Origin of the sequence: Dactylosporangium maewongense (assembly GCF_039531485.1) — a bacterium.
In the GTDB taxonomy this organism is placed as follows: Bacteria; Actinomycetota; Actinomycetes; order Mycobacteriales; family Micromonosporaceae; genus Dactylosporangium; species Dactylosporangium maewongense.
Genome location: NZ_BAAAQD010000023.1, coordinates 24,682 through 46,768 on the forward strand (window position 1 = coordinate 24,682; position 22,087 = coordinate 46,768).

The following is a 22,087-nucleotide window of genomic DNA, read 5'->3' on the forward strand; positions in this document are numbered from 1 at the left end:
TCGGCGGGTAGCGTGCCGCGGTGAACGCACGGACGAATGAGCCACGCGTCGGGATCACACCGAATCTGTTCGGCATCGCGTACGGGCTGACAGGCCTTGCCGGCTGCTGGGGCTACGCCGCGGTGCTGGGATTCGCGCCCGCCCTCGTGTCCGACATCCTGTGCATACTGGCGGCCGCGGTCTGGCTGACGCTGCTCGTCGGCTACGTCACGCAGGTGTCGCGGCGGGCCGGCGGCTGGGGCGCCGAACTGACCGACCCGGTGCTGGGACCGTTCATCTCGCTGATCCCGATCGTCGGCATGCTGCTGTCCATCGGCCTGATGCGGCACGACCGCGGGGCGGGTCAGTGGCTGTTCGGGGTGTTCGCCATCGTCACGGTCGTGCTGGCCGGGTGGATGACCGGCCAGTGGATCGCCGGCGGCCTCGACATGGACAAGCTGCACCCTGGGTACGTGCTGCCCACGGTCGCCGGAGGGCTCATCGCCACGATCGGCGCGGCGCTCGCCGGCTGGCCTGGCCTCGCCCGGGTGTTCTTCGGCCTCGGGCTCGTGTCGTGGCTCGTCATCGAGTCGATGATCCTGGCCCGGCTGTACTTCCGCGGGCCGCTTCCCCCGCAGCTGCAACCCACCCTGGCGATCCTGGCGGCGCCGCCCGCCCTCGCCGGCCTGGCGTACCTGGCCATCACCCACGGCAAGGTCGACGCCGTGGCCTTCGGGCTCGCCGGCTACACGCTCCTGGCGGCCCTCGTCCAGCTCCGGCTCATCGGCATGTACCGCCACCTGCGCTTCAGCTCCGGGTTCTGGGCGTACGCGTTCCCGTACGCGGCGGTCGCCACGTTCGGGCTGCACTGGATCGCCTACGGCCACCCACCGGGAGCCCGGATCTGGGCCTGGGTCGTCATCCTGGCGATCACCGCGCTCGTCGCCGCCCTCGCGGCCGAGACGACAGCGGCGCTCGCCCGGCACCGCTTCCTGCCGCAGCTGCGCTGAACCTCACCGCCGGCGGGTCGGCCGGTACACGAGCTCCTGGGTGCGCCCGTCGAGGGTCCGGCTCTCGAGCAGCTCGAGGTCGAAGTCGGCGGCGCCCTTGAGGATCGGGCTGGTGCCGGTCAGGCCGGAGATGACCGGGAAGATCGTCACCTGCAGGCGGTCGACCAGTCCGGCGGCCATCAGCGCCCAGTTCAGCGACAGGCTGGCCTGCGAGCGCAGCGGTACATCGGACTCCTCCTTGAGCCGCTTGACGATGTCCACCGCGTCGCCGCTGACGATGGTCGCGTCGGGCCAGCCGAGCGTGTCCCGCAACGTGGAGGAGATCACCGTCGCCGGCATCCGCATCGTCCGGACGTTCCACTCGTCGAGCGTGTGGGGGTCGATGCCGGAGGACATGATCTCGGCGTTCTCCCGGAAGGTGGTGGCGCCGAAGACCATGCGCTGCGGGGTGTCGAACAGCGCGGCGCGGTGCGCGAGCAGCTCGGGGCCCTGCTTGCTCCAGTAGCCGCCCCAGTCGCCGGGCTCGGCGTAGGAGCCGTAGCCGTCGAGCGTGGAGAAGACGTCCCAGGTGTAGATCGCGGTCATGTCGGTTCCCTTCGGTTCGTGCGGCGGCCCTCTGTCGGCCGCCCTCACTCATGTCTACGAACGGCCGCCACCCGATCCGACATCGCACCAGAATATTTCCGCGGGAGTGCGCGTGCCCGAAGCAACGGCGGAGAACTGGATGTTCGGCGGTGCCCTTGTCGCCGGCCGACGTGCACGATTCGGTCATGACGGCACGCGACGACGATGTGGACACCGATGCCCCCGAAGGTCCGGTTCCGGCGGCCGGACGTGGGCAACGGGTGCTCGACGTGCTGGACAAGGCGATCGGCGTCCACGGCTCGCTGGTGGCCAGGAACATCGCCCGGGCCCGCCAGCGGAACCCGGACGCGACACCAGCGCAGGTGATCCGCAACCTGGAGCGGATGTACGTCAGCGCCCTGGCCGGGACGGGTGCCGCGGTCGGCGGGGCCGCGGCCGCGCCCGGCGTCGGCACGGGGGTCGCGCTGGCGCTGTCGGCGGGCGAGGTGCTCTCATCGCTCGAGCTGACCGCCCTGTTCGCGCTCTCGGTCGCCGAGATCCACGGCGTCCCCATCGACGAGCTGGAGCGCCGCCGGACGATCGTGATGGGCATCATGCTCGGCGGGACCAGCTCCGCCACCATCAGCAAGGTCGCCGAGCGCACGGGGCAGCACTGGGGGCGTCAGGTCGTCGCCAAGGTGCCGACCGAGACGTTGCGGCAGATCAACAAGATCCTGGGCAGGAACTTCATCACCAAGTACGGGACCAGGCAGGGCATCATCGTGCTCGGCCGGGTGGCGCCGTTCGGCATCGGCGCGGTGATCGGCGGTGGCGCCAACGCCGCCGTCGCCAGTCTGGCCGTGCGGGCCGCTCGCCGCGCGTTCGGCCCGCCCCCGGAAGTGTGGACGTACGAGGGCGAGGTGGTGGATGTCGTCGACGTTCCCTAAGCGGCGTTTCCGACCCGCTGGACGTCGCCGTCCCACCAGTCGCCGGTGATGCCGGAGGCGAGCGCGATGTCGCGGGCCGCGGTGTAGGCGGCGAGCGCGCCGTCGCGGTCGCCGAGTGCCTCGCGGGCCCGGCCGACCGAGCCGAACAGCGCATTGGCGCGGAAGAACCGCTCCCGGTCCTTGCCGCCCTCCACGGTGGTGGGTGTCGTGTCCGCCGCCTCCGGCCCGGCCGTGCGCAACGCCTGCTCGCACAGGTCCTGGGCGCGGGCGCGCAGCGCGGCGGCCTCGGCGTCGCCGGGCGTGTAGGCCCGCTTCTTGAGCAGCCGCTCGATGCCTTTGCGTGCGGTGTCGCGGCCGTACCGGCGGACCTGCTCGACGAGCCACAGATCCTCACCGGCGGCCCGCAGCGCGGTGGCCTCCGCGGCCCGGGCCAGGGCCACCGCGAGCCTGGCGGCGAGACCGCCCGAGAACCGGACGTCGTTCCAGTACGCCTCGCCGCGGTTCCGTTTGGCGTCCGGTGCGCCGATGGTCCGCTCGACCAGGGCCCAGTCGTCGTCGGCGGCAGGGTCGCCGACCGCCAGCCGGCACTCGTGCCGGGCCGCGGCCAGCTCGGCCACGCGGACGCCGCCGTCGATGCAGGCGGTCAGCCACGGGATCGCCTCCGCGTACGCCCGCTGCCGGGCCAGCGCCAGCCCCATGTCCTCGGCCCCGCCGAGCGCCACCATGCCGGCGGCGTCCGGGTCGGTCGTCAACGCCAGCAGGAACCGGAGCGCCTCGTCGTGCTTGAGCCCTTCCGACCACATCCACTCACCGATCGCATGCGCGGAGAGGTGCGCGAGGGCCAGCCGGTCGAACGGGTCGCTCACCCCGACGCCGGCCTGCAGCGCCTTGACGGTACCGGTGGCGTTCCAGGACTTGCGGCCGGCGATCCGGTCCACGACCGGGCTGCGGCGCCGGACCTCCGCCAGTAACGACACCGGCACCTGGTGATGGCCGGTGTAGTCCTTGTCGCTCGTCCACGGCGGGACACCCCAGTCGCCGTCGGTGGCCGCCAGGAGCCGATGGACCAGGGCCGCCTCGGTCCGCTCGCCCGCCGCTTCGAGGCAGGCCGCGGCCTCCCGCAGCGGTGCTCCGGCGTGCTCGTCGTCGAACTGTGCCCAGTCGCGTCCCTCGTTGCCCTCGCGGATCAGCGACGGGATGACCACCGGCGGCGGCAGGACCGCGGCCCAGAACCGGTGCGCCAGCACCGCGTAGGCGGACAGCCGCCCGACCACCCGCCGCTCGCTCCCGTCCACCTCGACCGTGAGCTCCAGGTCCGGCCCGTGCACCTCGACCCGGAACTCCGGCACCGGCCGCGACACCCCGAGCCAGAACTCGGCGTACCCGGCGAACACCGCCGACAGACTCCCGGCCAGCTTGGACATGCGCCGAACCCTACCGGCCCTGGTGGTCGTGGCGGCCGGCAGTGTCCGTGCCGAACCCGGGCGTGTCGGCGTCTGATGCTGGCACGATGGATCGATGGTGACGATTCGACGCTTCGACAATGCCGACGCCCACGCCGTGGCCGGCATCATCGAACGCTGCCTGCGCGAGGTCAACAGCCGCGACTACCCGAGCGAGATCATCGAGCGGATGTGCGTCCACTTCACGGCGCAACGCGTCCAGGAACTCGCCGCGCAACGGCAGATGTTCGTCGCCGAAACAGACGGGATCACCGGCACGATCTCCCGCGCCGGCAACAAGGTCCACAGCATGTTCGTCCACCCGACGTCCGCCGGCCGCGGCATCGGACGACTCCTCCTGCGCCACATCGAGGCGCTGGCCGTGACCGACGGCTACGACCACATGGAGACCAGCGCGAGCATCACCGCGCACGACTTCTACCGCCGCCTCGGCTACGTCGACGTCCGCTCCATCGAGACGGACTTCGGCCTGAACCACATCCTGCGCCGGGACCTACCCTGACGGCCGTTCACCTCCTGCCGCGGTACCGTCACCGGCCGCACAGCGAGTCGGCGGCGGTGCCGAACCTCCCACGATGTCCCGCAGCCCGCCGGGGTACCGGTCACGAATACTCGCCCAGGACGAGAACTCCACGGCCGCCCCGAGCGTGTCCCCGGCGTGCACACCCAACAAGCCCCCGGCCACCCGATCCCGACGATCCACTACCCGCCCTGTCGCGTCGACGCCCACCGCACCGCTACTCGGCGCTCTGATCTGGCTCGGTGATGTCCTCGGCCATCGCGAGCAGCTCCGGTGCAAGCTTCGTGCGCGCGGCCAGCACCTCGACGCCGACGAGGCGGCCGGATCCGTCGAAGTCCAGATTGATCATTCCGTCGACCCCGATCGGGTCGCACGCGTACATGCGGGCCACTCTGGCGCCCTCGGCTCCGGGCTTGAGGTAGATGTAGGCCGCATTCACGGTCTCGTCGTAGGTGACCTTCAACTGAGCCATGCCCCAGCGTCCCACGACGGTCAATCTTGCCTGTTGCAGGCGAAATGCTTCCAGAGCTTCAACGACGTTCACGCGTCGGCGTAGCCTGAAACGCCATGGCGGTCCGGACCGTGCCGTACGGCGGCTGAAGCCGGGCGCCACTCGCGCTGTTCCGTTACAACTCGAAGTGCCGCCAGGACGGACCGGCGTACGCCGGCGGGTCCTCGCGGCCCCCCTTGATGCTGTGCCACCGCGCGGGCCAGTCGGCGGTGGGTCCGGCGAGCATCGCCCGCACCGCGGCGGCGCTCTCGTCGGGCCGCTGCGGGTCCCACGGGGCGTCCACCCAGATCTGGTACTCGTCCGGCTCCTCGAGCCACACCTCGAGTTCTCCGGTGCCGATCACGCCGACCCGCACGCCCTCGATCCCTGACGGCAGGGCAAGGCCGGCGAGGATGAGCCGCCCGGCCCGGTGCATCGCCGTCTCCCAGCTGCGGTCGGCCTCGATGCGGGCAACCTCGGCGTCGTACGCCGCGGCATCGAACAGGATCGTGCGCCGCTCGCCCACATGACGAACGCCGCGCCGGTCACCCACCTCCCAGCGCACCACGTCGCCCTCGCGGCGGACCCGCGCTTCGATCGCGCAGCAGTCCGGGCCGCAGCTCGGGCAGCAGGCAAGCGTTGCGGTCGTGAGGTCGCCGGTCGCCACGAAACGGTTCACCGGCACCAGCGCGTCCCACGGGTCCGGGCCGTCGTCGCCGTTGGCGTGGCTGATGTCGACGCCGTCGATCCGCACGATCACCCGCACCTGCTCGGCGGACCGCGCATGCAGCGCTCTCTCGAGCGACAACGACAGCGACGACACCACGACCGCATCCTACGGCTACGCGTGCAGCCGATGAGTTGAGACGTTCGGCCTCAGCCCTGTACGAGGACCCAGACTCGGTCGAAGCAGCCGATGGCAAGATCCTCACTGCGGATCCAGAAGTACAGCTTGCCCATGTCGCCCCACATCCACTCGATCCCGAGGCCGTGCAAGTCGGTGTCCACCTGCCACAGCAGCCGCCAGCCTGCGGCGTCAGCCTGAAGATCCGGGACGCGTGGGTCGCGGTAGCCGGCCGCCGTGAGTTCGATGCCGTTGGAGACGAGTTGGCAGTCGAGATGCATCGGATGCTGTTGCGGATCCGGCCATCCGAAGGCGCGGTGAACGCGACCGGGTCCAGTATCGAGCCGGAGGCGTTCGTAGGTCAGGGATGCAGGAGTGGCCAGGCCCAGATGGCTTCAATCGCAGGTTCCTCCGAATGCGGCATCGTCAGCACCCGGCGTCCCTCCGCAGCAATGGCCGGATAGGTGACCGCGCCGGCGGGCGACTGCGCGGGGGAAGCGGTGGCAGTGTCGGTGACAGTGACCCGCCAGCCCCGGACGTCCTGCGGGGTAAGGCCCCAGCCGGCCTGTTCCTCCACGTCGAAGAAGAAGCAGAGCAGGCTGTCGGCCGGCAGGAGCTGCTCGCCGATCCACCGGTTCAGCTCGTCGCAACGCCACTTGCCGATCAGACTCAGCGGTCGGCCGTCGTCCTTCGTCGGCCACGCGAAGCCCATGCCAACGAGTGGACACCCCCGAACCGGGTCACCGCAGCGTCCGCGTCACACGCTTCGGTTGGCTGGATGCGCACCGACGGCAACTATGAGTGCACGATCTGCCGCAGGTAACGCGCGCAGGGATCACCTTCGCGAGTGCTGGCGGTACTGGCCAGGGGCTAGGCCTTGCTCCCGTTTGAACGCTTTGGCGAAGGCGAATTCGGAGGTGTATCCGGCGCTCTGCGCTATGGTCTGCACCGATGTGTTGCTGTCGCGCAACAGTCGCGCTGCCAAGGTCATCCGCCACCAGGTCAGGTAGCCGAGGGGTGGTTTGCCGACCAGTGAGGTGAACCGGCGAGAGAAGGCCGCCCGCGACAGCCCGGCCTTCGCGCCCAGCGCTTCGACCGTCCACTGCCGGGCGGGTTCCTGGTGGATGTGGCGCAGCGCCGCGGTGATCGCGGGATCGGCCAGCGTCGCGGCCCAACCGGTGGCCGGGCCGCCCTCGGTCTGGTCGGCGAGCCAGGCCCGCAGGATGTAGAGCAGCATCATGTCCAGCAGAGCCGAAACGACGGCTTCGGTTCCGTGGCCGGGGTTGGCGATCTCGTCGCCGAGCAGGTTGACAGCAGCGTGCAGCGGCGAGCGGTGGCCGAGGCGAGCCGGCAGGTGAATCACCTCGGGCAGTTCCTGGAACAGTGGATGCGGCCGGGTCTGGTCGAGCGTGTAGGCGCCGCACAACAGGATCGTGGCGGCGCCTTCGCCGTCGTCGGCACTCGGCACCACCTCCGGCAGGGCGGCCGAGGGTGCGCCCGCCAACGGCCTGGACAGGCTGTCGGCCAGCGCGTGCCCGCAACCGTGCGGCAGGCACACCACATCGCCCGGACCCAGCGCGATCGCCGCGCCATCCGGCGGGATCAGCCAGCACGTCCCTTCCAGCACCACGTGAAAGCCGGCCCCGGAGAACGGCTCGGCCCGCACTCCCCACGGGACACGTTTGCGGATCTCGGCGGAATGTGGCCGTCCCGTGCGCATGACGCGGATGGCGTCACTGAGTACGTCCATCTCCAGATCGTATCGCCCGACGGCACCGATCGAGACGATCAGACATGGATCGAAGACCTAGAACCATGGAGAGCGGTCTTTGATCTCCATACGGTGAATGCAGTCAACTGATCGGTCTGTTACCAGAGGAGCAGGACATGAGCCACTACACCGCCGTCGCGACCGCCACCGGCCGCGACGGCCGCGCCTTCAGCTCGGACGGCAAGTTGGACGTCACGCTCGCCCTCCAGAAGGAGTTGGGCGGCACCGGCGACGGCACCAACCCCGAGCAGTTGTTCGCGGCCGGCTACGCCGCCTGCTTCGCCACCTCGATGCAGCTGGTGGCGCAGAAGAAGAAGATCGACGTCTCCGGCATGTCGGTCACCGCTGAGGTCGGCCTCGTCCCGAACGGGCAAGGCGGCTTCCGTCTCGAAGTCACCCTGCGGACGAAGCTGCCGGAAAGCCTGCCCCGGGAAGCCGGTCGCGAACTCATCGAGGCCACTCACCAGGTGTGCCCGTACTCCCACGCCACACGCGGCAACATCCCAGTCGAACTGCTCGCCGGGTAACCGCCGGACGCCGCCTGGATCGCGACCACCGGAGTCCGCGACGCAGGAACCCGCCGCATGACACAGCTCGGTGAGCCCACCAGACTCATCAGCATGACAAGGACCAGAGGGAGCACATCGTGACCGAGTGGACCAACGACATGGCCATCCAACGCTGGGGAACGATGCCCCGCACCTTGTTGGAGCAGATGGCGCACGACGGCGACTTCGCCAAGCGCCACCTGATCAACCCCGTCCTGTTGCACATGCTCGGCGACGTGGCCGGGCGGCGGGTGCTTGATGCGGGCTGCGGCAACGGCTATCTCAGCCGGATGCTGGCCGGGCGCGGCGCCCGGACCGTCGGCGTCGAGCCCGGCCAGTCCCTGTTCGACTTCGCGGTGGAGCAGGAAACCGTTGCGCCGCAAGGCATCCGGTACATTCAGGCCGACCTGTGCGCCCTGCCGGACCTCGGCGCACCGTTCGACGCCGTGGTCGCCAGCATGGTCCTGCCCGCGATCCCGGACTGGACCGGCGCCATGCAGGCGTGCGTGCACGCGCTCAAACCCGGCGGACTGTTCGTGTTCACTGTCAACCACCCCTGCTTCGAACAGCTGTGGACCGCCTGGCGCGACCACGGTGAGTACCGCACGCACCGCTACCTCGCCGAGTACGAGATCCCCGGGCCCAGCGGCGCCAACTTCCACCGCACCCTCTCGACCTACCTCAACCAGCTCACCAGCCTCGGCTGCCACCTGACCGAGATCGCCGAGCCCGGACTCGCCCCCGACGTCGCCTCCGACGGCCCCGACGGCATCGACGCCTACGTCCACTTGCCGAACTTCCTCATCGTCGCCGCACGACGCGCAACCTGACCATCGCGGCCCGACCCGCCGCGCCACCGGTCACGATCTTGGCGTCCGGAGCCGCTGTCCGCTCGTTGCTGCGCAGTGAGAATCCGCGTGCCGTCGCTGTCGGCGCCGACGCCGTTCGCTGCCCGACTTGATCTGTGCAGGGCGCGAAGCCGGTTCGCTGCGGGCGTAGCGGTCGAGGCTGCTGGACGCGGACCCGCTGCTCTACCGTTCGGTCATGTCCGACGTCCTGCTGGTGCATGACCTCGTCGAGCGGCTCACCGGCTGGCTGCCGCGGCTGATGCCATCCGGCGCGCGACGCGACGCGCTCATCGCCGTGCTCACCGAACGGTTTGGGGCCGCGGACACCCCGGTCACCGGCGCCGACTGCGTGGCGGTCGAACAGTGTGCGTGGACGGTCTCCCGCCATCTCGCGCTCACCTTCGAGCCCGGCGGCACCGGCCGGCCCGACACCGTGTCGCCGGGGTGGCCGGATCCCGACCCGGACGTGGTCCGGGCTCGGGCCGCGTGCGTTTCGCAGGTGCGGCGGCTGGCGGACGGCACCTGCCTCATCAGCGTCGATGACCTCGACGCCGTCAGCCTCGCCCAGCCGTATCTCGACGCCGCGTTCGCCCTCGCTCACGGCTCGGCCCGGATCCTGCTCGACCTGCGCGCCAACGGGGGCGGCGACCCGGCAACGGTGGCGCACATCGCCGGCCGGCTGCTCGGGGATGCGCCGACGCAGCTGTCCGAGGTCGTGTACCCGGACCGGCGGCGCCAGTGGTGGACACCCGCCCTGCCGTCCGGCACGAGTCTGCGGCAGCCGGTCGCCGTCCTCGTCGGCCCGGGCACGTTCTCGTCCGGCGAAGCGCTCGCGTATCACCTGCAGGCACGGGGCAGGGTGGCCGTCGTGGGTGAAACCACGCCCGGCGCCGCCGATCACATCACGCCGATCCGGCTGGCGCCGACGGTCCTGGCGTACCTGCCCGAGGCGTACGTCGTCGACAGCATCACCGGCACCAACTGGGAGGGCGCCGGCGTCGTGCCCGACGTCGTCAGCCCGCCCGACACGGTGATCGAGACCGCGGTGGAGGCGCTGCGCTGACGGCTGCTGGGTGAGCCGGGCCAGGATCAGGGCAGTTCGCAGGGCCGTCAGGAATCTTTCCGCGCGGGTCAGCCGCTGGCCTTCGGGAGCACGAGTTCGGCGAACACGGCCCGGTGGTCGCTCCCCGCGATGCGATGGATCACGACCTTCCGCACTCCGACGCGCTTGTCGGCGAGGATGTGGTCGAGCGTCACGCTCGGGAAGTACCACCGGTTGTCGTAGGGCCACGACGTGGACAGCCCGGCACCGGCGGTGTCGGCGGCGTCGTGGTACCCCTTCGCCACCACCCCGCGGAACGCCTCATGGTCGAGGGTCGAGTTGAAGTCGCCCATGAGCACGCTGACCGGTCCGCTCGGGGTCGCCGCCGGCTGCGCCGCGAGATCGGCGTGCCAACAGGCGTCCGTCACGCGGCCCATCGGGGCGCACGGGTGCGCCGACTCGACGTACACCTCCGGGGCGCCCGGCACCTGTACTCTGCCGTGCGCCTGCATGAAGCCGCCGGCGAGCTGCCGGTACCCCTTGTCGGTGAGCGGGAAGCGGCTGTAGACGGCCGAGCCGCCCGCGTCGGCCCGCGGGTAGGTGACCGCGTCCGGCATTGTCTCGTCCAGCCCGGCCGCATGCAGTGCGGCACGCGCTTCGGCGGTGTACTCCTGGACGGCGAGCAGGTCGACGGCGCCGTCGCGGACGAGGCGCACGATCTGGCCGGGGTCGGCCTGGCCGTAGAGCATGTTGACGGTCATCACCCGCAGCGTCGGTCCTGTCTGAGCCCCGGCGCCGGTGTCGGCGATCCAGCGCGGCAGGACGCACGCGGCCAATGCGACCACCACCCCCGCAGCCACGACCGCCGGCCAGATCCGTTTCGTCAGCACCGCGAGCGCCAGCGGCACGAACGAGACCACCGCGACGTACGGGGTGAAGGCGAGGAGCTGGATGGTCGGGTAGCCGCTCTCCAGGCCGAACACCCGCACCGCCGCCCATACCGCGAACGGCGCCATGATCAGCCACAGCAGCACGGTCAACCACCGCCGCCGCTGTAGGGTCGCAGCAGCCGACGTGCCCGGCAGAGTCTCCTCGGTGCTGATCATCCCGCTAAGGGTAGGGGACCAGGCGAGTCGTCACGTGGCGGGTCGTTGGACGAGCGCGCAGTCCCCTGGGGTGAGGCGGAACACCGGCCAGCCGATCTCGGTGCGCCAGTCGGCCGGCGTCGGGGTGTCGCGGGGGCCGACCACGTAGGTCTCGTCGACCGGGCCGTCGACGGCCAAGGCATGCTCGACCACCCAGGATCCCAATCGGCCGTACGTCACGTCGATGTCGTCGTGCCGGCCGGAGTGCACGGCTACGGCGACGTCGACCGGTGGCAGTTCGACGATCTCGATGGGGCCGCTCACGCGGGGTTCACGGACCGGGCGGTACACCGTCATCGTCCCGGCGCCGGCGGTGAACAGCTCGTTGGCGTAACGCCCGCCGGGTGGGCCGGTGCGTTCGGACGGGCCGAACGCGGCGTCGAGCTCGGCCATCGTGGCGTCGTACCAGCTGGTCGAGTCCTCCAGTGTGACGTGGCCGCGGATGGCGGCGACGGTACGGGCGGGCACGGAGCGCAGCTCGACCTGGAGGTCCTCCGGGTCGGGGCGCAGCAGGCGGCGCAGCGACACGACGGCGGCCCGGGTCCGGTCGAGCTCCGCCTCCAGCCGGCGCAGGTGCTCGGCGATGAGGTCCGCGCGCCGTTGCGGGTCGCCGGAGGCGAGGATGGACTTCACATCCGCGAGGGGTACGTCGAGCTCGCGCAACCGGTGGATGACCTGTGCGGACGGGATCTGCTCGGGGGAGTAGTAGCGGTAGCCGGTGAACGGGTCGACGGTGGCCGGCTCGAGCAGGCCGGCTTCGTGGTACCGGCGCAGCGTCCGCACGCTCAGGTGGGTCAGCGTGGCGAACTCCCCGATGGTCAGTCCTTGGCGCATGCCTCCAGTGTTGACCCTCTCCCTGCGGGAGACTCCACCGTTGGCCTCATGAACCTTCCCCCAGCGATCACGACATACCTGACCGCTCACAACGCCCGGGACGTCGACAGGGCGATCACGTCGTACGCACCCGACGCCACCGTGATCGACGACGGCCGCAGCCATCACGGCACGGATGAGATCCGCGAGTGGCTGGCCGGCGCGGCGTCCGAGTACACGTACACCACCGAACTCATCTCCGTCACGCGGCTCGGCGAGGATCGCTACGACGTGGTGCAGCATCTGGAAGGCGACTTCCCGGGCGGGGTGGTCGACCTGCACTACCGGTTCACCCTGCGCGGCTCCGCCATCGTCCGGCTGGTGATCGAGCCGTGAGGACGTGGTTCGCCGCAATGGCCGAGGACCCTCCTCCGCGCCGGGGACGTGAGGCAGGACCTCCGGCACCCTCGCCGGGCGGTCACGTCAGCGGGAGTTGTTTCGGCCCGGCCTGCCCTTGAACCGCCTCTGTACGATGCACCCCGCGTTTCAAGATCGCATCGCGTCAACGTACACAAGGCATTCAGGAGCGTTCCACATATGCTGTCCCAGCTGCAGTATCACGCGCGTTCGTTGGCCCTGGCCGGGCGAACCGCGGAGATTTCACCCGACGCCGTCGCGGCCATCGACCGGTTCGCCGCTGCGCGCGGCTTCCCGCTGCCCGCATCGGTGCGGGAGTGGTATTCACTCACCGCCGGCCAGGAGACGCTGCGCGCGTTCAGCAACGAGGACCGCGTGTACGCGGCCCACGAGCTGGGCCGGATGGAGGAGTACTGGCCCGGCGACGAGTCCGACCAGGAACGCGAGTGGGATCTGGTCGCCGAGCGTCAGCTGCTGCCGTTCATGATCGAGAATCAGGGAGTCTGCTTCTGGGCGGTCATGCTCGACGGCAGCGACGACCCGCCCGTGATGATCTCGTTCGACGACCTGGAGCCCACCGACGAGTGGACGATGCTCACGGCTTCGTTCTCGGATCTGGTGTACACCCGGATCTGGGACCACCAGGCGATGTGCGGCGAACGGACGCTCCGGGCACCGGTGACGAGCTTCGACCCGGCCGCCTGGGCGGGTCTCGGTACACGGTTGGAGGAGCGGCCCACGGACAGCAACGGCCAGCGGCACCGGTTCGCCGGAAGCGCCGACGACCAGCGGGTCCTGCTGGAGAAGGACGCGTGGGGCCAGACCGGCCAGTGTTACCTGTGGGCGGCCAGCGACGACCTGCTCGTCGACCTCGTCACCACCGTGCGGGCAGCCAGCGGCCTGGCGACGCAGCTCAGCACGTACTGGGGCGCGGAGGCCCTCGACCGCATTGGCCATCGCCTGGAAGCCTGAACCATCTCGCCGACGCGCGCGGCACGGCCCGGGGGCTCGTGGTGTCGAGCCACCGTCCCCGGCCGGCCGCCCTGTCGTGGTTCAGGCGGAGAGCAGGCCGCCATCGATGATCACGGACTGTCCCGTCAGGTAGGCCGAGCCCGGACCGAGCAGGTACACGATGAGGGCGGCCACCTCCTCCGGATCGCCCTGCCGGCCCAGCGGCACCCGCGCGACGATGCCGTTCAGGGCAGCGTCGGTGTCGGCCTGGGCGTTCCAGTACGGATCGTTGAACGGGGTGTCGATCCACCCCGGGCACACGCTGTTGACGCGAACTCCGCGGCCCGCGAGCTCGACCGCCAGTGATCGAGTCAGGCTGATGAGTGCACCCTTGGACGCGGCGTAGGCGAACGTGCCGGGGCTGCCGCGGTGGGCCGCGGTCGAGCCCGTGAACACGATGCTTCCGCGGGTGTCCGCCAGCGCCGCCACGGCCGCCTGGGCCAGCAGGTAGGGCGCCCGCACGTTCACCGCCATGGTCGCTTCCCACGCCTCGAACGCGAAGGCCTCCAGGGGGGCGACGACGTGCAGGCCGGCGGTCACGACAACGTGGTCGAGCCGCTCGAATGCCTCCAGGGCGGCGTCCACGGCGGCCTTCGGCGCGTGCCTGTCGGCCAGGTCGTGGTGCCCCACGACGATCCGTCCCGGGGCCTCCTGCGCCGCCACCTCCCGGGCCGCCGAGTCATTGACGTCGGCCAGGTAGACGTCGGTGCCGGCGGCGCGCAGGGCTCGCACGGTTGCCCGTCCGATGCCGGTGGCGCCGCCGGCGACCAGCGCGACGGTCACTCGCCCGCCACCGCGTACGCCCGGTAGTTGGCCGATCCCGGGCCGGCCGCACGGTTCTTCACCACGGCGGCCGCGCGGTAGACCGCCGAGCTCGGCGTGGCATCACGGACGACGGCCGGGACGTCACCGCCCTTCGCGTCGCTGCCGGCCAGGGCGTCGAGGATCCGTGCGAGGAACTGGGGCAGGTCGTTGGGCAGCTGTGAGGTGATGAGGTTGCCGTCGACCACGACGGCCTCGTTGCGCCAGTCGCCACCGGCGTGAATCACGTCGTCCTTGATGACGGGGACCGACGTGACGGCCCGCCCCTTCACGATGTCCGCCGTCGCCAGCAGCCATCCCGCGTGGCAGATCGCCGCGACCGGGGCGGCCCGGTCGTTCAGGGCGCGGACGAACTCGACGAAGCGCGGTTCCCGGCGCAGGTACTCGGGCGAGAACCCGCCGGGCACGATCACCGCGTCGAAGTCGTCGGGCGACACGTCCGCGATGCCGACCTCGGCCACCGCCGGGTAGCCCAGCTTGCTGGCGTACACCTCGCCCGCGCGGGAGCCCACGATCGTGACCCGTACACCGGCCTCCCGCAGCCGCAGGACCGGATACCACAGCTCCAGCTCCTGGTACAGGTTCTCGGCCAGGACGGCGACTCGAGCCTTCTGCAGTTCCATTCAGTCCTCCGTCAGACCGCGATCGACAGGATGCGTCGGGGGTTGTGAATCATGATCTGGTCGAGCTGTTCGTCGGTGACGCCCTTGGCCTTCAGGCGCGGCACCCAGCTGGTGAACATGTAGTTGAGGTTGACCTTCTCGTTCTCCAGCTGCGGGTCGGTCTCGGTGACCGTCGCCCGGGGGTTGAAGAACCACCGGTCGAACGACAGGACGATGCGGTTCAGGTAGCCGTCCTCGATGAGCTCGATGAGGGCGTTGGCCATCGCCTCGTCCAGCTCTTCCGCGCTGCCGACGCGCCAGGGAATGCCGATGTGGTCCAGCTGGACGTTCGCGCCCATCTTGAGGACCTCGCGCATCATGTTGACCTGCGGCGGCACGAAGGCATGGCCGATGATCACCTTGGAGAGGTCCATGCCGACCTCGTCGAGGATCTCGAGCTGCTCGCGTCCCGGGTTCGTGACCTCGAAGTCCATCGGGTCGATGTGGGTGTTGATGCCGCAGCCGGTCGCCATGGCCGCCTTGCCGGCCGCCCGGATCAGGCGGTCCTCCACCTCGTGGACGTGGCGGCCGTACGCGCCCACCGGGCTCGGCTTGGGGAAGACGCTCTCCTGGCCGGTGGCGATCTTGATGGCGCCGGCCTTGTACGGCGTCTGCTGCCAGGCGAACACCATGCCCTCGGTGAGGTCACGCACGAAGAAGTCGGTGAGCTCCTCGACGGTCTGCCGGCGCCAGTAGTACGGCACGCCCATGCGTTCCGGGAAGAACCCGGTGATCGCCACGACGTTGATGCCGGTGCGCTTGGCGACGTCCACCATGAACTGCGGGTGGCGGCCGACCTCGGCCGGGGTCATGTCGATGAGGGTGTTGTAGCCGTTGGGGATCATGCCGGTGACGATTTGATCGCTGACCCGCTCGACGGCGGCGGGGTGGTCGAACACGGTCCGGTGGTCCAGCTCGGCCCCGGGGTAGCCGTAGAGCAGGTGCTCGTGGGTGAGGATGCGGCCCGACTCCTCGGCCGGGACGTCACCGAGCACGGTACGGAAGATCTGCATGACGAATGCTCCTTCGACGTCGGCGAGCGGGGCTCAGCCGGCCAGCTCGGTCCGCAGCCGGGTGAACAGGGAGGGAAGGGCGTCGGCGTCCACCGCGACGCGGTCGGGATCGACGTCGAGGACGAGCTCCCGGACCAGGTGGGCGCCGGAGCCGCTGGCGAAAATGGGCACCTCCGCGGCGCGCAACCGGCGCAGGAGCGCCACCTGCTCGTCGCTGGCCGCCGGGCGGCCGGTCACCGTCCCCGGCACGACCAGTGCGTCCACGTCCTCGGACACGACCTCGTCCGGGACCGTGTCCCCGAGGATCGGGTAGCCCAGGTGGCTCTCACACGGGCCGTCCCCCGGACCGACGACCTTGACCTCCGCCCCCTCCTCCCGGGCGCGCAGGACCGGGTACCAGAACTCGAGCTCCTGGTAGCCGTCGAAGGCGAAGACGACGATCGAACGGTTGGACAACGTCATGGGGATTGACCTGGCCTCTCAAGAGAACTGGTCTATTACATGAACCAGTTGCAGTTTGCCACACGATGGATCGGCTGGGAAGTTCGGCAGGAGCCGGGCTGAGCCGCTACAAAGCCGCGGTGAACCTGTCGAGTGCGTGCGACGCCGCCCCGAGCAGTGCCGCGTCCTCGTCGTCGCGCACGTGGTGCAGCTCCGTGCGGGCCCAGCGCGGCCGGGTGCGGTCCCAGTGGGTTCGCACCGCCCGGCCGAACCACGTGTCCGGGGCCAGGGGTGCCCCGGCAAGGACGATGCGCTGCGGATCGTGCGTCGCGACGATCGTGCGCAGGCCGGCGGACAGGGCGAACGCGGACCGGTCGAGCACACCGACCGCCTGGCCGTCGCCGTTCTCGGCGGCGTCCTGCAGGTCTCCGGCGTGCAGGGCGCGCCCGCTGTGTGCGCGGGCGGCGAGCAGGGGGCTCAACCCGTCCTCCGCGAGCGCGCCCGCGGCTTCGGCCAGGACCCGTCCGGAGACCAGCGCCTCGAGGCAGCCGGTGCCGCCGCAGGGGCAGCGGGGGCCGTACACATCGACCACCACATGGCCGAAGTCGCCGGCGCCGCCGAGCCCGGGGTCCAGCGAGCCGTCCCTGATCACCGCTCCGCCGATGCCGGTGCCCATGGTCAGGACGGCGGTCGTGCCGTGCGGCCAGCGCGCCGCCACACCCAGCGCGGTGGCCTGCGCGTCGTTGAGCAGATAGGTGGGCAGCGGCAGGTGCGGGCGCAGTGCCGCCGCAACGTCGGTCCCGTCGGTGAAACCGAGGTTGAGGGCGGTGCCGACGATGCCTTCCTGCACCACGCCCGCGAGTCCCACGCCCACCGCCGCCGGAGGCTGGGCCAGGTCCGCGGTGGTGTGCAGGACCATCTCGGCAACGGTGACGTACTGCTCGGCCAGGCTCGCCGGCTTGGCGCGGCGGTCCTTGCGCACGATCCGGCCGCCCGACACGGCGGCCGTCCGGATCCAGGTCCCACCCCAGTCGACGGCGGCCACGAGAGTGTCGTGACCGCCGTCGACCGCGAGGTCATTCAACGCAGCCCGGCCGGTACTCGCCGGCCACCGAGAACAGGCACGAGGCTGGCTCGTGGCTCATGTTGTAGAACGAGTGCGGCGTGCCGGCCGGGATCCGCACGCCGTCCCAGGCGTCCAGCTCGACCCACTTCTTCGTGCCGGTCAGCTCGACGTGCAGGTTGCCCGACTCCACGAAGATCACCTTGTCGGCGCCGTGGCTGTACACGTCGCTGCGCTGGCCGCCCAGGAACGACATCTTCCCGCCGGTGAGGTGCTCGGTGCTGGCCAGGATGCCCACGAGGATCTCGCGGCCCCGCGTGGTGCCCTCCATCCGCCAGAGGATGTCGGCCTCCCGGATCATCCAGGTGGTCCGCTCGCGCGGAAGGTCGCGGGCCATCGGCCAGTTGCCGAGCAGCTCGTCCTGCCCCTGCTTCGGCGGGCCGTCGAGCGGGGGCTGGGCACGCGCGTAGGCGCCGCCCGTTCCGGCCTTGGGGGCGGGCTGGAAGAACTCGAGCATCCGCAGCTGCGTGTTGCTGTGGTTCCACTGGTAGTGCCAGGTGTCCTTGCGGAAGAAGATGGCCTCGCCGGGGTTGACCACGAAGACCTCGCCGGTGACCGGGTTGCTCTGGACCATGCGCCCTTCGAGCACGTAGAAGAGCTCGTCGGCGCCGAACACCGTGGGGTGCTCCGGCGAGGAGATCGCGGAACCGTTCGGCGGCATGCCGACGATGTTGAGGTTCATCGTTGCGTCGTCGGCGTAGAACCAGTCGCACAGCCGTCCAGTGGTCTCGTCACCCCACGTGCGCCGCTCAAGGTCTCGGTACCGAAGGACCTGCGGCTCGCGGATGCTCTCGTCTGTCATATCGCCTTCTCGGGTCGGACGCTCTCGCGTTGAGGCCAGCCAAGCGGTCAAGCTAACTGGTCTACATGTTGAACCAGTCTGATGGATCGGGTCGACGGTGTCAAACGACTGCGGCCTGCGCAACAAGCGACTCCCCGGCAGCGGACGGCCTGGCGCTAGGATGCATCCCGGCCAGCGCACACCACAGCGCACCGCAACAAACCAAGGAGGGCAGCCCCGTGGTGAAGGCACTCGACCTCAAGGTCTCCCCGGCCCGGATAGAAGGCCGCAACAACGCGGTCGAGGCCTACCGCGCCCTCCAGGAAGCGCTGACCGTCGGGCAGTTCCCGGCCGGCACCCGGCTGCCCGGTGAGCGCACCCTGGCCGCCGAGCTCGGGGTCAGCCGGGCGACGCTGCGGCAGGTGCTCAGCGCCCTGGCCGACGCCGGACGGATCATGCCGTCGCCGCAGCGCGGCTGGTTCGTTGCCGAGAACCGGCTCGTGCACGAGCCCAACCGGCTGCGCGGGCTCAGCGAGGTCGCACGCGAGCGCGGCATGGAAGCGTCGTCCCGGGTCACGCGGGCCACGGTCCGCCCGGCCACACTGGCCGAGGCGGAGGTCCTGGGCATCGACACGTCCCAGCCGGTGTTCGAGCTGCGCCGGGTCAGGTTCCTGGACGGGTCACCGCTCAGCGTCGACCATTCGTGCCTCGACGCCGTCCGGGTCCCCGGCATCGAGGACGTCGACTTCACCGGCCAGTCGCTCTACGACGTCCTGCGCGACCGGTATGACATCGCGGCCAGCCGGTGCGACTACGAACTCGCGGCGGAGGCGGTCAACGCGATGGAGGCCAAGCTGCTCGGCCTCGAGCCCGGTGATCCGGTGCTGGTCGGTTACCAGAAGACCTTCGACCAGCACGACCAGTGCTTCGACGTGGGCCGTCAGCTGTACCGCGGGGACGCCTACCGATTCCAGGCGTCGCTGTTCCGCTTCTAGCCCTTCTGCTAGCCCTTCATGGCGCCCGATGCCATTCCCTGCATCAGCCGCTTCTGCACGACGAGGAAGAAGATCACCACGGGGATCGTGAAGATCACGCTCGCCGCCATCACTCCGCCCCAGTCGGTGTAGTAGCTGGAGAAGTACTGCTGCAGGGCGACAGGGAGCGTTTCGATCTCGGGCCGCTGCATGTACGTCGCCGAGAACATGAGCTCGTTCCACGACGTGATGAACGCGTAGACGGAGCTCGCCGCCAGCCCCGGCCAGGCCAGCGGAAACACAATCGATCACACGGCCCGCAGCCGACGTCGGGTCTGGTCCGAGTTGATCTGCCGTTCACCCGGCCAGCCCCACTGCCCCGCACGGCCGGACACCGGCGGGCGGTCGGTGTGGACTGGGGCTACAACACGCTACTCACCGGCGTGACCGCCCGCCTCGGCAACGACCGCGCCGGCCGGGCCCGGGTCACCACGACCGGTAAGCCCCTCACCTTCGACGCGACCGGCGTGTCCGCGAAACTGCTACGCCTGCGCACCATCCGTGAACAGGTCCGGACCCGCCTCGACCGCTACGACCGGCTCCTCGAAGGACGGCCCGACCCCGCACTGGCCGTGAAACGAGGCCGGCTCGAGGTTGAGCACGACCGGGTGTGTGCCCGGATCCGGTTTCTTCGCAAGAGCCTCGCCTGGGCCGCCGCGCGTTGGACAGTCGACCATGCCTCCGCCGTGCGATCCACCGTCATCTACATCGAAGACCTCACGTCGATGGAGACCTGTGGGTTGGGTCGGACGTTGAACCGCCGTCTCGGCGTACACGTCCGCGGGCTCGTGTTCACCGCACTCACCCATCTGGCCGCGGTCGAAGGCATCGCGGTCGTAACCGTGCCGGCGCATCCGCGACCGGCGGGCCCACCGCGGATTCCACCAGCATGTGACAGCGACACCGTCACATGCTGGAACAGTGCCGCGGCATAGCCTTTCGTAGGATTTCAGAGACGCTCACGCCGGGATCTGCGGGAGCCGGAGGGGAACCCCCTCCGGCTACCCGACAAGGCGCCTGTTCGCAATTGATCCACCATGCGGACAGCCCTTAACGAAGGGCCGAGGCCTAGTGACTACCCCTTCATCGCGCCTGATGTGATCCCGTGGGCGAACGACCGCTGCAGCACGAGGTACACGGCAATGACGGGGAGGGCGGTCAGAATGGCGCCGGCGGACAGGTAGGTGTAGTCGGTCGTGTACTGGCCCTGGAAGGTGGCCAATGACATCGGTGCCGTCAGTTCGCGACCGCCGGAGAGCATGACGAGCGGCACCAGAAGATCGTTCCAGGTCCAGACGAATGACAGGACGATCAGCGCCAGCAGTTGCGGCATTGCCATCGGCAGCAGCAGGCGTACCAGGATGACGAAGCTGTTGGCCCCGTCGACCCGTCCGGCGTCGGTGATTTCGTGTGGTGCGTCCCGGAAGAACGTGCGCATCCAGAAGCATCCGAAGGGGAGGCCGAGCGCCGTCTCCACCAGGACGACGCCGATCAGGTTGTCGGCCAGCCCCACCTCGCGGAAGTCGAAGAAGAGCGGGATGATCAGCGACTCGTTCGGCAGCATCAGTCCGGCCAGGAGGATGAAGAACAGCGCGTTGCGCAGCGGGAGCTTGAACCGGGCGAGGGCGTAGCCAGCGGGCACCGAAAGCAGCAGTGTCAGCAGCGTCGCTGTGATGCTCACCTTGAAGCTTGTCGCCAAGGCTGTCCCCATGTCGGCGAGGTCCCAGACGGCCTTGAAGTTGCCGAAGTGGAAGGAGTCGCTCAACCTGATGGTGCTGTCCTGGGTGTCGGGCTCCCCCAATGCCATGATCACGACTCCGATGAGGGGGACCATCGCGAGCGCGGCCGCGCAGGTGACGACCACCTGGCCGGTGAGGGCGTGTGCCCGGCTCGTTCTCATCCTTTTCTCCATGGCCGGAGGATCAACATTGTCAGCACGAGGATCACCATGGTCAGGAGCACACCCATGGCTGAGGCGAGGCCGAGGTCTCCGACGAAGAACGCCTTCTGATAGACGAGGAAGGATGGCACCTCGGTGGAACTTCCCGGTCCGCCCTGGGTAGTCACATAGATCAGGTCGAAGTTGCGCAGCGCGGCGGTGACCGCGAGCACCGTGACGACCGTGATCTCGTTGCGAATGCTGGGCAGCGTCACCGCGAAGAACTCGCGGACGGGGCCCGCACCGTCCATCCGCGCCGCCTCGTAGAGTTCCACGGGTATGCGCTGCACACCGGAGATGAGCAGCACGAGGGCCAGGCCGAGGAGCATCCAGGTGCCGATCAGCCCGACCGAGGGCAGCGCCCAGGTGAAGTCGCCCAGCCAGCCGCGGGCCCAGCCGCCGAGGCCGACCGCCCGCAGCAGCGAGTTGATCGGTCCTTCTGGGGCCAGCAGCCAGCGCCAGGCGACACCGGTCACCACCGGGGCGATGACGTACGGCAGGAACAGCGCCGCCCGGAATACGGTCAGCCCTCGGATCCGTGTGCTGCCGATGATGCCCACCAGCACTAGGGCCAAGGCCGTGGTGAGGAGCGCGTAGAAGCCGATCAGCACGAACGCGTGCCCGAACGCGGCGCGGTTTTGCGGGCTCTCCAGGATGGTTCGGTAGTTCTCCAGACCAACCCAGCGTGCCGGGCTGATGCCGTCCCATGCACTGAACGACAGGTAGACGCTGTGCAGGAAAGGCAGGATCAGGAACAGACCGTAGAAGATCAACGCGGGTGCCAGGTACCCGAAGCCGACAAGGGTCGTGGACCTGCGCTGCTTGCGAGCGGCGACTCCCGCCCCGTTCGGTTGAACGGG

At 69.9% G+C, this 22,087-nt stretch carries 27 protein-coding genes and 1 pseudogene; 10 read left to right on the forward strand and 18 right to left on the reverse strand.

The features are described from left to right. The first annotated feature begins 20 nt into the window (after positions 1–20). Positions 21–989 carry an SLAC1 family transporter gene (locus ABD332_RS43005; RefSeq protein WP_344509803.1) on the forward strand — a complete coding sequence of 323 codons (969 nt, stop codon included), beginning with the start codon at positions 21–23 and terminating at the stop codon, positions 987–989. Between the two features lie 3 nt (positions 990–992). Here ABD332_RS43005 and ABD332_RS43010 read toward each other — a convergent pair whose 3' ends face one another. Beyond that, a complete protein-coding gene (locus ABD332_RS43010; protein ID WP_344509805.1) occupies positions 993–1,574 on the reverse strand; it encodes a dihydrofolate reductase family protein in 582 nt (193 codons plus the stop codon). 185 nt (positions 1,575–1,759) lie between these two features. Between ABD332_RS43010 and ABD332_RS43015 the strand changes: the two genes are divergently transcribed. After that, on the forward strand, positions 1,760–2,500 hold the full coding sequence (locus ABD332_RS43015) for a hypothetical protein (protein ID WP_344509807.1): 741 nt from the start codon (positions 1,760–1,762) through the stop codon (positions 2,498–2,500). Here ABD332_RS43015 and ABD332_RS43020 read toward each other — a convergent pair. Beyond that, a complete protein-coding gene (locus tag ABD332_RS43020; RefSeq protein WP_344509809.1) occupies positions 2,497–3,924 on the reverse strand; it encodes a hypothetical protein in 1,428 nt (475 codons plus the stop codon). The genes ABD332_RS43015 and ABD332_RS43020 overlap by 4 nt on opposite strands. 94 nt (positions 3,925–4,018) lie before the next feature. Here ABD332_RS43020 and ABD332_RS43025 point away from each other — a divergent pair, with 94 nt between their 5' ends. Continuing rightward, positions 4,019–4,465: a GNAT family N-acetyltransferase gene (locus tag ABD332_RS43025; RefSeq protein ID WP_344509811.1), complete on the forward strand. Its 447-nt coding sequence runs from the start codon at positions 4,019–4,021 to the stop codon at positions 4,463–4,465. A 235-nt stretch (positions 4,466–4,700) separates the two neighbouring features. On the opposite strand, the gene ABD332_RS43030 is transcribed toward ABD332_RS43025, so the two are convergent. From ABD332_RS43030 to ABD332_RS43050, 5 genes and pseudogenes are all read right to left on the reverse strand, one after another. Further along, positions 4,701–5,027, reverse strand: coding sequence for a DUF2283 domain-containing protein (locus ABD332_RS43030; protein ID WP_344509813.1), 327 nt, complete (start codon positions 5,025–5,027; stop codon positions 4,701–4,703). Between the two features lie 82 nt (positions 5,028–5,109). Further along, complete coding sequence (locus tag ABD332_RS43035; protein ID WP_344509815.1) at positions 5,110–5,799, reverse strand: hypothetical protein; 690 nt, start codon at positions 5,797–5,799, stop codon at positions 5,110–5,112. Positions 5,800–5,849: 50 nt separating this feature from the next. Next, a complete protein-coding gene (locus tag ABD332_RS43040) occupies positions 5,850–6,206 on the reverse strand; it encodes a DUF1963 domain-containing protein (RefSeq protein WP_344510140.1) in 357 nt (118 codons plus the stop codon). Next, positions 6,179–6,535 (reverse strand): annotated as a pseudogene (locus tag ABD332_RS43045) (DUF1963 domain-containing protein); the annotation flags it as partial. The gene ABD332_RS43040 and the pseudogene ABD332_RS43045, both read right to left, overlap by 28 nt. Before the next feature lie 117 nt (positions 6,536–6,652). After that, entirely contained in the window at positions 6,653–7,567 is a 915-nt protein-coding gene (locus tag ABD332_RS43050) for an AraC family transcriptional regulator (protein WP_344509817.1), read from the reverse strand. A 137-nt stretch (positions 7,568–7,704) separates the two neighbouring features. Between ABD332_RS43050 and ABD332_RS43055 the strand changes: the two genes are divergently transcribed. The 3 genes from ABD332_RS43055 to ABD332_RS43065 all read left to right on the forward strand — a co-directional run bounded on the left by ABD332_RS43055 (position 7,705) and on the right by ABD332_RS43065 (position 10,047). Then, positions 7,705–8,115 (forward strand): organic hydroperoxide resistance protein, encoded by a 411-nt coding sequence (locus ABD332_RS43055; RefSeq protein WP_344509819.1) that lies wholly within the window; start codon positions 7,705–7,707, stop codon positions 8,113–8,115. A gap of 119 nt (positions 8,116–8,234) precedes the next feature. Beyond that, entirely contained in the window at positions 8,235–8,966 is a 732-nt protein-coding gene (locus ABD332_RS43060; RefSeq protein ID WP_344509821.1) for a class I SAM-dependent methyltransferase, read from the forward strand. 214 nt (positions 8,967–9,180) lie between these two features. Continuing rightward, complete coding sequence (locus tag ABD332_RS43065; RefSeq protein ID WP_344509823.1) at positions 9,181–10,047, forward strand: S41 family peptidase; 867 nt, start codon at positions 9,181–9,183, stop codon at positions 10,045–10,047. Between the two features lie 68 nt (positions 10,048–10,115). Here ABD332_RS43065 and ABD332_RS43070 read toward each other — a convergent pair whose 3' ends face one another. Both ABD332_RS43070 and ABD332_RS43075 read right to left on the reverse strand, forming a co-directional pair. Beyond that, positions 10,116–11,132, reverse strand: coding sequence for an endonuclease/exonuclease/phosphatase family protein (locus ABD332_RS43070; RefSeq protein ID WP_344509824.1), 1,017 nt, complete (start codon positions 11,130–11,132; stop codon positions 10,116–10,118). Between the two features lie 30 nt (positions 11,133–11,162). Then, a complete protein-coding gene (locus tag ABD332_RS43075; protein WP_344509825.1) occupies positions 11,163–12,005 on the reverse strand; it encodes a MerR family transcriptional regulator in 843 nt (280 codons plus the stop codon). Between the two features lie 48 nt (positions 12,006–12,053). Between ABD332_RS43075 and ABD332_RS43080 the strand changes: the two genes are divergently transcribed. Both ABD332_RS43080 and ABD332_RS43085 read left to right on the forward strand, forming a co-directional pair. Next, the gene (locus tag ABD332_RS43080; protein ID WP_344509827.1) at positions 12,054–12,380 is read left to right on the forward strand and encodes a nuclear transport factor 2 family protein; all 327 of its coding nucleotides are present in this window, start codon (positions 12,054–12,056) and stop codon (positions 12,378–12,380) included. A gap of 201 nt (positions 12,381–12,581) precedes the next feature. Beyond that, positions 12,582–13,373, forward strand: a complete 792-nt coding sequence (locus ABD332_RS43085) for an SMI1/KNR4 family protein (RefSeq protein WP_344509829.1) — start codon at positions 12,582–12,584, stop codon at positions 13,371–13,373. An 81-nt stretch (positions 13,374–13,454) separates the two neighbouring features. On the opposite strand, the gene ABD332_RS43090 is transcribed toward ABD332_RS43085, so the two are convergent. The 6 genes from ABD332_RS43090 to ABD332_RS43115 form a co-directional block, all read right to left on the reverse strand. Next, the gene (locus ABD332_RS43090; protein WP_344509831.1) at positions 13,455–14,195 is read right to left on the reverse strand and encodes an SDR family NAD(P)-dependent oxidoreductase; all 741 of its coding nucleotides are present in this window, start codon (positions 14,193–14,195) and stop codon (positions 13,455–13,457) included. Further along, complete coding sequence (locus ABD332_RS43095) at positions 14,192–14,857, reverse strand: type 1 glutamine amidotransferase domain-containing protein (protein ID WP_344509833.1); 666 nt, start codon at positions 14,855–14,857, stop codon at positions 14,192–14,194. Before ABD332_RS43095 ends, ABD332_RS43090 begins: the two co-directional genes overlap by 4 nt. 11 nt (positions 14,858–14,868) lie before the next feature. Beyond that, a complete protein-coding gene (locus tag ABD332_RS43100; protein ID WP_344509835.1) occupies positions 14,869–15,909 on the reverse strand; it encodes a phosphotriesterase family protein in 1,041 nt (346 codons plus the stop codon). 33 nt (positions 15,910–15,942) lie between these two features. Next, positions 15,943–16,371: a DJ-1/PfpI family protein gene (locus ABD332_RS43105; RefSeq protein ID WP_344509837.1), complete on the reverse strand. Its 429-nt coding sequence runs from the start codon at positions 16,369–16,371 to the stop codon at positions 15,943–15,945. A gap of 106 nt (positions 16,372–16,477) precedes the next feature. Further along, positions 16,478–17,434, reverse strand: coding sequence for an ROK family protein (locus ABD332_RS43110; protein WP_344509839.1), 957 nt, complete (start codon positions 17,432–17,434; stop codon positions 16,478–16,480). Then, positions 17,427–18,275, reverse strand: a complete 849-nt coding sequence (locus tag ABD332_RS43115) for a cupin domain-containing protein (RefSeq protein WP_344509841.1) — start codon at positions 18,273–18,275, stop codon at positions 17,427–17,429. Before ABD332_RS43115 ends, ABD332_RS43110 begins: the two co-directional genes overlap by 8 nt. A gap of 218 nt (positions 18,276–18,493) precedes the next feature. Here ABD332_RS43115 and ABD332_RS43120 point away from each other — a divergent pair, with 218 nt between their 5' ends. After that, positions 18,494–19,249, forward strand: coding sequence for a GntR family transcriptional regulator (locus ABD332_RS43120; RefSeq protein ID WP_344509843.1), 756 nt, complete (start codon positions 18,494–18,496; stop codon positions 19,247–19,249). An 8-nt stretch (positions 19,250–19,257) separates the two neighbouring features. Here ABD332_RS43120 and ABD332_RS43125 read toward each other — a convergent pair whose 3' ends face one another. Continuing rightward, positions 19,258–19,530, reverse strand: a complete 273-nt coding sequence (locus ABD332_RS43125) for an ABC transporter permease subunit (RefSeq protein WP_344509845.1) — start codon at positions 19,528–19,530, stop codon at positions 19,258–19,260. 141 nt (positions 19,531–19,671) lie between these two features. Between ABD332_RS43125 and ABD332_RS43130 the strand changes: the two genes are divergently transcribed. Beyond that, positions 19,672–20,223 (forward strand): hypothetical protein, encoded by a 552-nt coding sequence (locus tag ABD332_RS43130; RefSeq protein WP_344509847.1) that lies wholly within the window; start codon positions 19,672–19,674, stop codon positions 20,221–20,223. Between the two features lie 140 nt (positions 20,224–20,363). On the opposite strand, the gene ABD332_RS43135 is transcribed toward ABD332_RS43130, so the two are convergent. Further along, on the reverse strand, positions 20,364–21,200 hold the full coding sequence (locus ABD332_RS43135; RefSeq protein WP_344509849.1) for a carbohydrate ABC transporter permease: 837 nt from the start codon (positions 21,198–21,200) through the stop codon (positions 20,364–20,366). Next, positions 21,185–22,000, reverse strand: a complete 816-nt coding sequence (locus tag ABD332_RS43140) for a carbohydrate ABC transporter permease (protein ID WP_344509851.1) — start codon at positions 21,998–22,000, stop codon at positions 21,185–21,187. The genes ABD332_RS43135 and ABD332_RS43140 overlap by 16 nt, the downstream gene beginning before the upstream one ends. Positions 22,001–22,087 lie beyond the last annotated feature (87 nt).